This window comes from Luteimonas endophytica (assembly GCF_029887875.1).
GTDB classification, from domain to species: Bacteria; Pseudomonadota; Gammaproteobacteria; order Xanthomonadales; family Xanthomonadaceae; genus Luteimonas; species Luteimonas endophytica.
Map to the genome: position 1 here is coordinate 1 of NZ_JARXRM010000036.1, position 12,127 is coordinate 12,127.

Here is a 12,127-nt window from a genome sequence, read left to right on the forward strand (position 1 = left end):
TCGCGCCGGCTGGCCACCGCCCGTGGCCGCAGCGGCGGTGGCCGCGCCCACGGGACGGAACGCCAGCATCCGCAGGACGCTCATCTCGAAGCCGGCCCGCGGGCTCGGCGCCAGCGGCAGGTCGCGGCGGCCGCCCAGCGCCATCTGGTACCACAACTGCACCACCTCGGGGCGCAGCCCGGTCGCCAGCGCGTCCAGGTCGACCCCGTCGGCCTCGACCGCGCTGCCCGGGACCAGCTGCCGCACCTGGATCCGGTGCAGCGCCTCGGCGACCGCATCGAGCACGCTGCCCCAGTCCGGGGAGAATTCCGCGAGCGCCGCGACCTCATCGAGCAGCCGTTCGCCGTCGCCCGCCGCCAGCGCGTCGAGCAGCGCGCCGACGCGGCCGCGGTCGACGGTGCCAAGCATCGCCGCCACCCCGGCCGATTCGAGCTGCCCACCGGTGTAGGCGATCGCCTGGTCGAGCAGCGACAGGCCGTCGCGCAGGCTGCCGTCGGCGGCCCTGGCGAGCTGGCGCACCGCGTCGTCCTCGGCCCGGATGCCCTCCGCCTCCAGGATCCGGACGATCTGGCCCCCGATCTGCTCGAGGTCGAGGCGCTTGAGGTTGAACTGCAGGCAGCGCGACAGCACCGTCACCGGCAGCTTCTGCGGATCGGTGGTGGCGAGCAGGAACTTGACGTGCCCGGGCGGCTCCTCGAGGGTCTTGAGCAGCGCGTTGAAGGCGGATTTCGACAGCATGTGCACCTCGTCGATGAGGTACACCTTCACCCGCCCGCGCGAGGGCATGTATTGGGCGTTGTCGATCAGCTCGCGCACGTCGTCGACGCCGGTATTGCTGGCGGCGTCGATCTCGAGCAGGTCGATGAAGCGGCCGGCGTCGATGTCGCGGCAGGCGTTGCATTCTCCGCAGGGATCGGCCGAGGTGCCCTGTTCGCAGTTGAGCGACTTGGCGAAGATCCGCGCGATCGTGGTCTTGCCGACGCCGCGGGTGCCGGTGAACAGGAATGCATGGTGCACGCGGCCGGATTCGAGCGCGTTGGTCAGCGCGCGGACCACGTGGCCCTGGCCCACGAGTTCGGCGAACCGCCGGGGCCGCCACTTGCGGGCGAGGACGAGGTAGGACATGTCCCCATTCTGCCATGCCGGCCGGCCACCCTCGGGGGCGGCCGCGTTTTCCTTGTGGCGGCCCCGGGCCGGGGCTAGAATTGCCGATCCGGTCGCCTCCGCAACGGCGCTCCGGGCGGGTTGGAGAGGTGTCCGAGTGGTTGAAGGAGCACGCCTGGAAAGTGTGTAAGCGGCTAAACACCGCTTCGCGGGTTCGAATCCCGCCCTCTCCGCCATCAAGCAAGCAGCAGCACCGCCGCAGGCAGCGGCGCGTTCGTCTCCATGGTGGCCCCGTCGGCCCCTCGCGACGCTAGACCGAAAACCCCGCCAGAGCCGGAAGGCAGCAACGGTATCGGTCGACGCGGGCGCCGAGGTCAGTCGGCGGGGCCATCGCCATGGCGGCGCCTGGACCCGTTCCGGGTGAACCCGCGGCCGCCCTCGCTCACTCTCCTCGGACGATCCCCAGCGCATCCGGCTCGTTGCCGGTCTTCCAGCGATCCACCACGCGCCACGAGCGGCTGTCGACCACCGCGATCTCGTTGCCGCCGCTGATGGCGACGTAGACACGCGCGACGCCCGGGTCCGGGTCGGCGATGGCCCCGATCGGCAACGCGGCGCGGCCGAGCATCGTCTCGCGGTATTCGCGGGCGGGATCGGCCAGCGCCACTTCGGCCACCGCCTCGCGGCTGGCCGCGTCGAACACCGCCAGGGTGCCGGCGCGGGCGTTGGTGACCAGGGCGTGGCGGCCATCGGGGGTGAAGACCACGCGGATCGGAAACCCGGGGCTGCGCAGCGTGGCGCGCACCGCCAGGGTCGCGGGATCGTGGACGGTCACGGTCCCGTCCTCGCGGTTGCCGACCCAGACGCTGCCGTCGGGCGCGACCGCCAGGCCCTCGGCGCCGCCGCCGGCGGGCCGCTCCAGGGTGGCGGCGTCGGCGAGGTCCACGCGCACCACGGTGCCAGCGGCGAGCTTGCTCACGTAGGCCACCGCGCCGTCGCGCGACAGCGCCAGCATGTGGCCGACACCGTCGCCGACGTCGATCGCGCGCTCGACCGCGCGCGTCGCCACGTCGACCACCACCAGCGCGGCGCTGTCCTCGGTCGTCACCAGCAGCCGCCTGCCGTCGGGCGTGAAGCGCACGCCATGCGGGCGCGCGTGCTCGCCCAGGTCCACCTCGCCGCTGGCGCGGCCGGCGGCGGTGTCGATCAGGGTCAGGCGGTTGCCGGGCGCGGCGCCGCCGTAACCGGTGACCACCGCCAGGCGCCGATCGGGGCTGACCGCGATCTCGTGCGGGCCCGGTGCCGTGGCGATCTCGCCGAGACGGCGCCCGTCCTCCAGCGACAGCCGCCATACGGTGTCGTCGGCCTTGTTGCCGACCAGCAGCTCGCCGGCGGCAGCGGCCTTCGGCGGCGCGGCCAGCAGGGCCGCGCAGAGCAGCGACAGCAGCAGTACGGATCGGATCATCGGGAGGGTCCTCCGGGAGGGTGGGCGTCCGGGTGCAGCCACTGGGCATCACCGTCGGCGTAGTGCTCGTGCTTCCAGATCGGGACGTGCAGCTTCACTTCGTCGACGATGAACCGGCACGCATCGAAGGTCGCGGCGCGGTGCGCGGCGGACGCGCCCACCCAGACCGCCAGATCGCCGATCGCCAGCTCGCCGACACGATGCACGCAGCAGGCCTCCACCAGGGCGAAGCGCCGCACCGCCTCGTCGAGGATGCGGCTGCCTTCGGCATCCGCCAGCGCGGCGTAGGCCTCGTAGCGAAGGCCACGCACCGGGCGCCCGTCGTTGTGGTCGCGCACCCAGCCCTCGAAGCTGCTGCAGGCGCCTGCATCGGCTCGGCGCAACCGCGCGTGCAACGGTGCGATGTCGATCGGGAATCCGGACAGGGCGAAGCGCTTCATGCGGACAGTTTTAACACCGGAGGGCCGCTCCGGGTCAGTGTCGGATCTCCGACGCCCGCCCCGTCTTGGCTCACGACGAAACGACCAGCCGCCCGCCGGGCGGCTGCTGATGAGGAATCGCCCCGTGGCGACGGTGATGGATCGCCGCGACGGAAGGAACGCCGGCGCGACCGCGCGCTCGCCGCTGCAGCAGGCGCCGACAGGGCGCCTGCTGCGGCCGCTCACCCGCCGCTGACGGGAGGGATGAAGGCGATTTCCGCGCCGGCGCGCGGCGGGTCGTCCCAGCGCGCGAACGCGCCGTCGACCGCCACCCGCAGCCGGCTGGCCGGCAGCGCGAAACCGTGGCGCGCCTGCAGCTCGGCGTACAGCGCGGCCAGGTCGCCGGCCGAGGTCTCCAGCGTCTCCTCGGCCGCGCCCGCGGCATCGCGCAGGCTGGCGAAGTACAGCACCGTCACCGCGGTCATGGGGACTTCCCCACCTCGCGCTTGCCGCCGCGCTTGGCCACCAGCCTGGCCGGGCCGAGCACGATCGCGTGCGACAGCGCCTTGCACATGTCGTAGACGGTCAATGCGGCCACCGTCGCGCCGGTCAGCGCCTCCATCTCGACGCCGGTGCGATGGACGGTCCTGACGGTGCAGTCGATCTCCAGTTCGCGCTCGCCGCGCCAGTCGATCGCGAAGCGGACCCCGTCGATCGGCAGCGGATGGCAGAACGGGATCAGTTCCCAGGTGCGCTTGACCGCCATGGTGCCGGCGACGATGGCCGTGTCGACGATGCCGCCCTTGGCGCTCTTCATGCCGCCGTCGCGCAGCTGCCGCGCCACCGCCGCCGGGAACCGCACCCGGCACTGCGCGGTGGCCGAGCGCGCCGTCGCCTGCTTTCCGGAAACGTCGACCATGGCCGGACGGCCATCGGCATCCAGATGGGTGACCTCCGGGGAGTTGCCGTGTCTCATGGCACCGGTGCTGCCTGTCGAGGGGCCATGTTAGCGTCCGCGCGCCCGGCCATTCACCCGCCCACCAGGAACATCTCGACGCGACGGCCCGGCGCGCGGGTGCTGCCGCGCTGTTCGCTGTAGCGGTCGGCGCGTCGCGCCCACAACCTGGCCAGGTGCTCGGCCAGCCCGGCTTCGCCAAGGCGGAGCCGCGGCCGGAGCGGGGCGCCGGCGGCCGCGAACAGGCAGGTGTACAGCGTGCCGTCGGCAGCCACCCGGGCGCGGTGGCAGCCGCCGCAGAACGGCGCGGTCACCGAGCTGACGAACCCCAGTTCGCCGGCGCCATCGACATAGGCGTGGCGCTCGGCCACCTCGCCCGGGTATCGCGGCGGCAGGCAGCGCAGCGGCCAGCGCGCATGGATGCGCCCGCGCAACTCCGCCGACGGCACCACCCGGCTACGGTCCCAGCCGTTGCAGGTGCCGACGTCCATGTACTCGATGAAGCGGACGACATGTCCGCTGCCGCGGAAATGGGCCGCCAGCGCAGGCGCCTCGTGGTCGTTGATGCCGCGCTGCACCACGCAGTTGAACTTGATCGGGCCGAAGCCCGCATCTTCCGCCGCGGCGATCCCGGCGAACACCTCCGCGACCTCGCCGCGCCCCCCCGACAGCTGCCGGAACAGTGCCGGATCGAGCGCGTCGAGGCTGATCGTGAGGCGTCGCAGGCCGGCCGCGCGCAGGGCGCGGGCGTGGCGCGCCAGCAGGCTGCCGTTGGTGGTCAGCGCCAGGTCCTCGAGCCCGGGAATCTCCGCCAGACGGGCGATCAGCGCCGGCAGGCCCCGGCGCAGCAGCGGCTCGCCGCCGGTGATCCGCAGCTTGCGCACGCCGACGCGGACGAATCCGCGCACCAGGGTCTCGATCTCGTCGAACGAAAGCCGCGCGGCGGCGTCGAGGCCGTAATCGTCGGGGACCCGGTCGGCCGGCATGCAATAGCCGCAGCGGAAATTGCAGGCCTCGATCACCGACAGCCGCAGGTCGTGCAGCGGCCGCCCGAGGGCGTCCCGGGGCAGCAGCGGCAGGGGCGAGATCGCGTTCATCGACCCGGCATTCTAGGCGCAGACGGATGATGCGCGCGCCGCGGCACCGAGGGCCGGCGATCGCGGGGCCCGCCCCGATCGCCGGCGCGAGCGTTCAGGAGCCCGCCGGCGCCCGCGGCGGCGACAGCTCCAGCACCTCCCCGGGAACGGCCACCCGCCGACCGCGGGCGCGCATCGCCGCGCCGTCCGCGGCGCTGCCGTAGTGGTACAGCACGCAGCGCGCCAGCAGTTCCGGCGAGTATTCGCGCTCGAGATCGTCGAGGCCGCTGTGCGAGGGATTGCCGTGCAGCCCGCAGTCGTGGGCGACGAGCTCGCCGGCATCGGCATGGACCCGGAGCAGCTCGGCGATCGGCCGGGTATCGCCGCTCCACACCAGGCTGCCGGGCAGGCGCAGGCCGTAGGCGGTGCGCGGCCAGTGATGGCGCACCGCGAAGGTCTCCAGGCGGATGCCGCCATGCCAGAACGCGTCGCCGACCGGGATCAGCTGGAACGCCTCCCAGAAGTTGGCGCCGCCCTCGGCGAGCGCATTCGGATAGTCGCCGACCCGCTGGTGCAGCAGCGGCAGCACCGTGGCCGGCACGTAGACCGGGGTACGGCCCCGCCGCGCCGGATCGAAGTACTCCGCCACGAACAGCCGCTCGAAGCCCGAGACGTGATCGAGATGGGTATGGGTGACGAACAGCGCGCGCGGCGGTTCGCCGTAGTGCGCCAGGCAGGCGGTCAGGCCCTCGCTGCCGCAGTCGATCGTCAACCACGGCGCGCCATCGCGCTCTATCGTCGCCATCGACGAGCCCAGCTCCACCGCTGCCGCGTTGCCGACCCCGTGAAAGCGCAGAGCCCATTGCCCGTTGCCGCGCATCAGTAGCCCTTTGCCCAGCGGGCATCGTATGCGGCACGCAGGCGCGCGAAATCGCTGCGGACCGCATCGGCCGGGCGGCTGCCGCGCAACTTCAGCAGGGAGCGTTCGAGCCGGGCGAGATTGCGCGAACGCCAACCGGTTTCCGGCAGGCGCTGGCGGCTGCGGTCGAGGTCGATCAGCCAGCCGTTGCCGCCCGGGCCGAACAGGATGTTGTGGGCGTTGAGGTCGGCGTGGTCCAGGCCGACGCGGTGAAACCGCGCGATCAGCCGGCCGGTCTCCTCCCAGGGGGCATCGCCCGCGGCCACGGCCACCCGATCGGCGAACGAGCGCACATCGTCCAGGCGCCGTACCAGGATCGCGGCCCGGTAGGCCGCGCCCCCGCGCACGTAGCTGGCCGCCAGCGGCTCCGGCACCGGCAACCCATCGCGGAGCAGGTCGCGGGTGAGGCGGAACTCGGCGAAGCTGCGGACCCGGTCGGCGCCGCGCCAGAGGTGCGCGTCGCGGCTCAGCCGCGCCGCGAAACCGCCCCGCAGGTATTGCCGCAGCACCGCCGGCCCCACCGGGGTCTCGACGAACCAGGCGCCGCCGCGGCCGCCGCTGTCCACCGGGCGCGCGCGCCGGCCCCAGAACGCCGGATCGAACCAGCCCGGCTCGACTTGCCGCGCCAGCGCGGCGTCGCTCAGAATCGAGCCGTACCCGCCGCCGCCGCCGCGGAACGGCGTCAGGCTCTCGGTGGCGTCGAATCGGACCATCCAGCGAGTCTAGCAAGCAACATGAGCGCTTCCGCATCGCCGCCGCCCCCCGCCCCGCACGCCCTGTGCCTGTTGCGGCTGTCGGCGCTGGGCGACGTGACCCACGTGCTGCCGCTGGTGCACACCCTGCGGGGCGCATGGCCGGACACGGCACTGACCTGGGTGATCGGCAAGGGCGAGCAGCGCCTGCTGGACGGGCTGCCCGGCGTTGAGTTCATGGTCTACGACAAGAAGTCCGGGCTTGCCGGGATGCGCGCGCTGCGCCACGCGCTGGCCGGCCGCCGCTTCGACGCCCTGCTGCAGATGCAGGTGGCGGCACGCGCCAACCTGCTCTCTGCGTTCGTGCCGGCGCGGCGCCGGATCGGCTACGACCGCACCCGTTCTCGCGACCTGCACGGCCTGTTCGTCAACGAGCGCATCCCCGACCGCCCCGGCATCCACGTGCTCGACGCGATCGGCAGCTTCTGCGAACCGCTCGGCCTGCGCCAGGAACGCGTGCACTGGGACCTGCCGGTTCCCGCGGAGGCCCACGCCTGGGCGAGCGCGCAATGGGCGGACGACGGGCGGCCCACGCTGGCGATCTCGCCCTGCTCCAGCCACGTGTTGCGCAACTGGCGCGCCGAACGCCATGCCGCGCTGGCCGACCATGCCGCCGCGCGCGGCTGGCGCATCGTGCTGTGCGGCGGCCGCAGCGCGCTCGAGCGGGAGACCGCCGATGCCATCCTCGGCGCGATGGATTCGCCGGCGCTGGACCTGGTGGGCAGGGACACCCTGAAGCAGCTCCCGGCGCTGCTGGCGCGCGCCGACCTGGTGATGACGCCCGACTCGGGCCCGATGCATATCGCCAACGCCATGGGCACCCGGGTGCTGGGCCTGCACGCCGCCAGCAACCCCGCGCGCAGCGGCCCCTACTCCGACCGCCGCTACTGCGTCGACCGCTACGACGATGCCGCGCGCCGGTTCATGGGAAAGCCCGCCGCCGAACTGCGCTGGGGCACCAAGATCGAGCACGAGGGGGTCATGGACCTGGTGACCGTGGAAGATGCGGTCGCGGCCTTCGAGCGCTTCGTCGCCGATCGCTGACCCGAGCAGCCCATCCGCGCGCATTGCGGCACGCGTCTTTCATCGGCGCACCGGCGCCGCTGCCATGTCCGGAAACGGCCAGACCGCACCGGGCATGCCGGGCCACGCTGGCGGCTCTTCCCATCCGAGCGACGCCATGTCCACCGACGCCCCTTTTCGCATCGTCCCGCTTCCCGCGGAACCGTTCGCCCCCTTGTTCGCGCTCGACGATCCCGAACTCGCCGCGCGCGGGGCGCGGCGCATGGTCGCCGACCGGCAGCCCGGCTTCCCGTGCCGGGTCAGCCTGGTCGATGCCGAGGTGGGCGAGGAGGTGCTGCTGCTGCCTTGGGAACACCACCGCTCGCGGTCGCCGTACCGTGCTTCGGGACCGGTCTTCGTCCGCCGCGGCGCGCGGCCCGCCGCGGTGGCGCCGGGCGAGATCCCGGCGGCGATGCGCGCCCGACTGTTCTCGCTGCGTGCCTACGATGCGGCGGGAGACATGAGCGCCGCGGCGATCGCCGGCGGCCACGAGCTGGAAACGGCGATCGCCGGGCTGTTCGCCGATCCGGCGGTGGCATTCCTGCATCTGCATCACGCCGGACGCGGCTGCTACGCCTGCTGCGTCGAGCGCGTCGGTCCTGGCGACCGGACAGGCGCGTCCGCCGCGGCGCCGGGGCCCCGCTAGGGCCTCGCGCCGCTCCGGTAGTCCTGGTACGACTTCTCCTCGACGTAGGAGGACCCGAGCGCGAGGTTGATCTCCTTCTTGATCCGCGCGCGCTCGTCGTTCTCGAAGTACACGCTGCGCGCCAGGCGCACGAATTCCTCGTCGAAGGCCTGGGCCTTCTCTTTCAGGCGGATGTCGTCCTCGATCTCCCAGAGGCGCTCGTTGACGGCCTTCAGTTCGGCGCGCAGCCGGGCGATGTCGTGCCCGGCGGCCGGGTGCGCCATCCAGGTGGTCTCCAGGGCCGAGAGCTCGTGGCGCACGTTGGCGAGCTTGGCTTCGTCGCGGATGCGCTCGGATTTGATCTGGAGGATGGCGATCTTGTCGAGCAGTTCGCCGAAGGAGACGGGGGCCGAGATTTCTGACATGAGGGGCTGAACCGGGGGATTGGGCCGGGGGGCAGTGTAACGCCGCCGCCTTGTCGCCCGCCTGACCCGCCCGTATCATGACCGCCCCGGCGCGCTGGCTGCCGGCCGCCATCGGAGAGGTGGCAGAGCGGTTGAATGTACCTGACTCGAAATCAGGCAGGCGTTTATAGCGCCTCGGGGGTTCGAATCCCCCCCTCTCCGCCAGACACGCCAAGGCCCCCGCACGGGGGCTTTCGCGTTTCGGGCAGACGAAGCTGGGTCGTGGTCGCGGACAGGTTCTGGGCTTCGGATGCAGCGTCGCCCGGGCCGGGGGAGCCCCGGCAAGTGTCGGGCCATCCCTGGCGCGATTCGCCGCCGCAGACCATCCCTGGTCCGTTGTCCGCATCCCCGGCCCGTGCGGCGCAAGCGCATTGCTCCGACCCGGATCCTTCGGTTCGCTTCAGGGATCGCCCACCCCGGCCGATAGCGTCGCGACGGCCTTCTCGCTATCGGATCTCTCTCCGCTTCCGGATCCGCGCCCCTCCTGCCGGCCAACTCTGCTAGGGTTATTCGATGCCAGCCACCCGCACGGTCGCCGCGTGCCCGACGTTTCCCCCGCTTCCCCGTCCGCACCGCGATCTGGCCGTCCCGATGGCGGTCCTGCGTTTGGTCTCCCAGGGGTCCTGGGGACGGCTCGTGGGGCGCGCATGATCGAATTCGGCCATCTGACCCACGTCGGGCTACGGCGCGAGCTGAACGAGGACACGTACTACGGCGATACCGAACTCGGCCTGTGGCTGGTGGCCGACGGCATGGGCGGCCACGAATACGGCGAGGTGGCCAGCGCGTTGGCGCGCGAGGCGATCGTGCGCGAGACCCGCCAGGGCACTCCGCTGGCCCAGGCGATCAGGATCGCCGACGAGGAGATCATTCGCGCCTCCCGCCAGCGCCACGACACCCTGCCGATGGGCACCACGGTGGTCGCGGCCCGCATTTCCGGCAACCGCTTCGAGGTGGCCTGGGTCGGCGACAGCCGTGTCTACCTGTGGCACGCCGGGAAGCTGGTGCAGCTCTCGCAAGACCACAGCTACGTCCAGGAGCTGATCTCCCAGGGCACCATCACGGTCGACCAGGCCCGGCACCATCCGCACCGCAACGTGGTCACCCAGGCGCTGGGAGTGACCGACCCGCAGGCGCTCAACGTCGAGACCATGAGCGGCGAATTGTTGCCGGGGATGCAGCTGCTGCTGTGCAGCGACGGCCTGACCGAGGAAGTCGACGACGGCGGCATCGCCCGGGTGCTGGCGCATGGCGAATGCAGCGCGCAGGAATGCGTGGACGGCCTGGTGGCCGCCGCGCTCGACGGTGGCGGTTCGGACAACGTCACCGTGGTGCTGGTGCGCCGCCACTAGACCACGCGCAACCGTCGCGGCGCGTCAGGCGGGCAGCGCCTCCAGCGGCGCCGGCGCTTCCAGCAGGTCCCAGACGCAGGTCCCGGCGCGTTCGCGGATCGCAGCCATCCGCGCGCGATGCAGCGCCAGTTCGTGTTCCGGCACCACCACGCGCGGGCGCGGGCCCAGTGCGGCGGCGGGCAGCGCGATCGCGCGCGCGCCGGCCTGTTCCGCGGACGGGACCGCGAACCCGATCTCGCTCTGGCCGGCGGTGAGCGCCAGGTACACCTCCGCCAGCAGCTGCGCATCCAGCAGGGCGCCGTGCAGCTGCCGGTGCGCGTTGTCCACGCCCAGCCGCTTGCACAGCGCGTCGAGCGAATTGCGCTGGCCCGGGTAGCGCTGCCGCGCCAGTTCGAGCGAATCCTGCACGCTGGCGCGGTCGCGGAGCCGGCCGTAGCCCTGCCCCAGCCGCGACAGCTCGGCATCCAGGAAGCCGACGTCGAACGCGGCGTTGTGGATGATCAGCTCGGCGCCGTCGATGAAGGCCAGGAATTCGTCGGCGACTTCCGCGAACAGCGGCTTGTCGGCGAGGAATTCCAGGGTCAGCCCGGTGACCTCCTGCGCCCCCGGTTCGAACTCGCGCTGCGGGTTGATGTAGCACTGGTAGGTGCGGCCGGTGGGCCGGCGTTCCTGCAGTTCGACGCAGCCGATCTCGACCACCCGGTTGCCCTTCTTCCATTCCAGGCCTGTGGTTTCGGTGTCGAGCACGATCTGTCGCATCTGCGGGCCGCCTCCCCGGTCGCCATCCACGCTCAGGATACCGGGGCGCCGTCGCACAGGCCCGGAGCCGCGGCCCCGCGCGCCTTCACCAGCTCGGCCTGGGTGCGCGCCAGCACGTCGACGCGTTCGTTGTCCGGGTCGCCGGAGTGGCCGCGCACCCAGCGCCAGTCGATCCGGTGGCGGCCGCAGGCCGCCTGCAGCCGCTCCCACAGATCCTGGTTCTTGACCGCGGCGCCACCGGCGGTGCGCCAGTTGCGGCGCACCCAGGTGGGCAACCACTCGGTGATGCCCTTGCGCACGTACTGCGAATCGGTATGCAGGACCACCTCGCATGGCGCGGTCAGCGCCTCCAGTGCGCGGATCGCCGCCATCAGCTCCATCCGGTTGTTGGTGGTCAGCGCCTCGCCGCCGACCAGCTCCCGTTCCTGGGCCCGGTAGCGGAGCAAAGCGGCCCAGCCCCCCGGGCCGGGGTTGCCCAGGCAGGCCCCATCGGTGTGGATCTCGACCCGCTTCATCCCGCTCACGCCGGCGCCGCTCCCTGCGGCATGCGCAACGCCGTGCGCGGCGCCACCGGGGTGAGCGGGGCCACGCGCCGCTCGGCGCACAGGGCGTAGGCCGCGCACAGACCCGGCCCGCTGCGCTGCCCGGTTCGCACCGCGACCTCCCAGCCGGGGCCGACCCCCTGCGAGACCGGTTCGGGCTCCAGTCCGGCCCGCCGCAGCCGGCGCCGCCAGGTGAGCGGTTCGTTGGCCGCCAGGCCACGGCCGCGCCAGCGCCAGCAATAGGGCGAGAGCGGATTGAGCGCGAACAGCCAGAGCCGGCCGCCGGGCAGCAGCAGGCGGGCGCATTCCTCGAACAGGGCCGCGGGGTCGCCGCCCGGGGCGGCCGCGTGCTGGAGCACGATCGTGCCGATCGATTCGCTGGCCAGGGGCAACGGCAGCGCGCAGCGCAGGCCCCCGTCCCAGCCCTCGCCGCGCGGGTGCAGGCGCAGGCCGCGGCCCGCGGGCTCGGCCGGCTGCGCGGCCGGGGCCAGCCACAGCCACTGCCGGCCGGGCTGCTCGTCCAGCGCGCGGCGCACCAGCGCCGCCTCGCTCTCGACCACCGCGCGGCCCGCGGGGGTGGCGAACCAGTCGCTGGGGTTGCCGGGTTGACCGGCCGGTGAAGTCGCGGGCATG

Annotated in this window: 16 protein-coding genes, 2 tRNA genes and 1 other RNA gene; 7 read left to right on the forward strand and 12 right to left on the reverse strand. The window is 72.8% G+C overall.

Going from position 1 to position 12,127, the window contains the following annotated elements; all coding sequences use genetic code 11:
- The coding region (gene dnaX / locus QFW77_RS12220) for a DNA polymerase III subunit gamma/tau (RefSeq protein WP_280575019.1) at window positions 1-1,125 on the reverse strand (1,125 nt) is incomplete at its 3' end.
- A 122-nt stretch (window positions 1,126-1,247) separates the two neighbouring features.
- Here dnaX and QFW77_RS12225 point away from each other — a divergent pair.
- Both QFW77_RS12225 and ffs read left to right on the forward strand, forming a co-directional pair.
- Window positions 1,248-1,340, forward strand: a tRNA-Ser gene (locus tag QFW77_RS12225).
- Between the two features lie 55 nt (window positions 1,341-1,395).
- Window positions 1,396-1,492: signal recognition particle sRNA small type (gene ffs / locus QFW77_RS12230), an RNA gene on the forward strand.
- Between the two features lie 54 nt (window positions 1,493-1,546).
- Here ffs and QFW77_RS12235 read toward each other — a convergent pair.
- The gene (locus QFW77_RS12235) at window positions 1,547-2,569 is read right to left on the reverse strand and encodes a beta-propeller fold lactonase family protein (protein WP_280575021.1); all 1,023 of its coding nucleotides are present in this window, start codon (window positions 2,567-2,569) and stop codon (window positions 1,547-1,549) included.
- Window positions 2,566-3,009, reverse strand: a complete 444-nt coding sequence (locus QFW77_RS12240; protein ID WP_280575023.1) for a molybdenum cofactor biosynthesis protein MoaE — start codon at window positions 3,007-3,009, stop codon at window positions 2,566-2,568. The genes QFW77_RS12235 and QFW77_RS12240 overlap by 4 nt, the downstream gene beginning before the upstream one ends.
- Before the next feature lie 109 nt (window positions 3,010-3,118).
- Between QFW77_RS12240 and QFW77_RS12245 the strand changes: the two genes are divergently transcribed.
- Complete coding sequence (locus QFW77_RS12245; RefSeq protein WP_280575025.1) at window positions 3,119-3,244, forward strand: hypothetical protein; 126 nt, start codon at window positions 3,119-3,121, stop codon at window positions 3,242-3,244.
- Here QFW77_RS12245 and QFW77_RS12250 read toward each other — a convergent pair.
- From QFW77_RS12250 to QFW77_RS12270, 5 genes are all read right to left on the reverse strand, one after another.
- Window positions 3,231-3,473: a MoaD/ThiS family protein gene (locus QFW77_RS12250; RefSeq protein ID WP_280575027.1), complete on the reverse strand. Its 243-nt coding sequence runs from the start codon at window positions 3,471-3,473 to the stop codon at window positions 3,231-3,233. The genes QFW77_RS12245 and QFW77_RS12250 overlap by 14 nt on opposite strands.
- Complete coding sequence (gene moaC / locus QFW77_RS12255) at window positions 3,470-3,964, reverse strand: cyclic pyranopterin monophosphate synthase MoaC (protein ID WP_280575029.1); 495 nt, start codon at window positions 3,962-3,964, stop codon at window positions 3,470-3,472. Before moaC ends, QFW77_RS12250 begins: the two co-directional genes overlap by 4 nt.
- Window positions 3,965-4,017: 53 nt before the next feature.
- Window positions 4,018-5,040, reverse strand: coding sequence for a GTP 3',8-cyclase MoaA (moaA, locus tag QFW77_RS12260; RefSeq protein WP_280575030.1), 1,023 nt, complete (start codon window positions 5,038-5,040; stop codon window positions 4,018-4,020).
- A gap of 94 nt (window positions 5,041-5,134) precedes the next feature.
- Window positions 5,135-5,899: an MBL fold metallo-hydrolase gene (locus QFW77_RS12265; RefSeq protein ID WP_280575031.1), complete on the reverse strand. Its 765-nt coding sequence runs from the start codon at window positions 5,897-5,899 to the stop codon at window positions 5,135-5,137.
- Entirely contained in the window at window positions 5,899-6,651 is a 753-nt protein-coding gene (locus tag QFW77_RS12270; protein ID WP_280575032.1) for a 3-deoxy-D-manno-octulosonic acid kinase, read from the reverse strand. The genes QFW77_RS12265 and QFW77_RS12270 overlap by 1 nt, the downstream gene beginning before the upstream one ends.
- Before the next feature lie 21 nt (window positions 6,652-6,672).
- Here QFW77_RS12270 and QFW77_RS12275 point away from each other — a divergent pair, with 21 nt between their 5' ends.
- Both QFW77_RS12275 and QFW77_RS12280 read left to right on the forward strand, forming a co-directional pair.
- On the forward strand, window positions 6,673-7,734 hold the full coding sequence (locus QFW77_RS12275; protein ID WP_280575033.1) for a glycosyltransferase family 9 protein: 1,062 nt from the start codon (window positions 6,673-6,675) through the stop codon (window positions 7,732-7,734).
- A gap of 136 nt (window positions 7,735-7,870) precedes the next feature.
- Window positions 7,871-8,398, forward strand: a complete 528-nt coding sequence (locus tag QFW77_RS12280; protein WP_280575034.1) for a DUF1203 domain-containing protein — start codon at window positions 7,871-7,873, stop codon at window positions 8,396-8,398.
- Here QFW77_RS12280 and QFW77_RS12285 read toward each other — a convergent pair.
- Window positions 8,395-8,802: a DUF6165 family protein gene (locus tag QFW77_RS12285; protein WP_280575035.1), complete on the reverse strand. Its 408-nt coding sequence runs from the start codon at window positions 8,800-8,802 to the stop codon at window positions 8,395-8,397. The genes QFW77_RS12280 and QFW77_RS12285 overlap by 4 nt on opposite strands.
- A 113-nt stretch (window positions 8,803-8,915) precedes the next feature.
- Here QFW77_RS12285 and QFW77_RS12290 point away from each other — a divergent pair.
- Window positions 8,916-9,006 (forward strand) — tRNA-Ser (locus QFW77_RS12290).
- 482 nt (window positions 9,007-9,488) lie between these two features.
- On the forward strand, window positions 9,489-10,193 hold the full coding sequence (locus QFW77_RS12295) for a PP2C family protein-serine/threonine phosphatase (RefSeq protein ID WP_280575037.1): 705 nt from the start codon (window positions 9,489-9,491) through the stop codon (window positions 10,191-10,193).
- A 24-nt stretch (window positions 10,194-10,217) separates the two neighbouring features.
- On the opposite strand, the gene dnaQ is transcribed toward QFW77_RS12295, so the two are convergent.
- Genes dnaQ through QFW77_RS12310 form a run of 3 tightly spaced genes read right to left on the reverse strand, consistent with a single transcriptional unit; the run spans window position 10,218 to window position 12,126 of the window.
- Window positions 10,218-10,952 (reverse strand): DNA polymerase III subunit epsilon, encoded by a 735-nt coding sequence (dnaQ, locus tag QFW77_RS12300; protein WP_280575038.1) that lies wholly within the window; start codon window positions 10,950-10,952, stop codon window positions 10,218-10,220.
- Between the two features lie 32 nt (window positions 10,953-10,984).
- On the reverse strand, window positions 10,985-11,467 hold the full coding sequence (rnhA, locus tag QFW77_RS12305; RefSeq protein WP_280575183.1) for a ribonuclease HI: 483 nt from the start codon (window positions 11,465-11,467) through the stop codon (window positions 10,985-10,987).
- 5 nt (window positions 11,468-11,472) lie between these two features.
- A complete protein-coding gene (locus QFW77_RS12310) occupies window positions 11,473-12,126 on the reverse strand; it encodes a hypothetical protein (RefSeq protein ID WP_280575039.1) in 654 nt (217 codons plus the stop codon).
- Between the last annotated feature and the right edge of the window lies 1 nt (window position 12,127).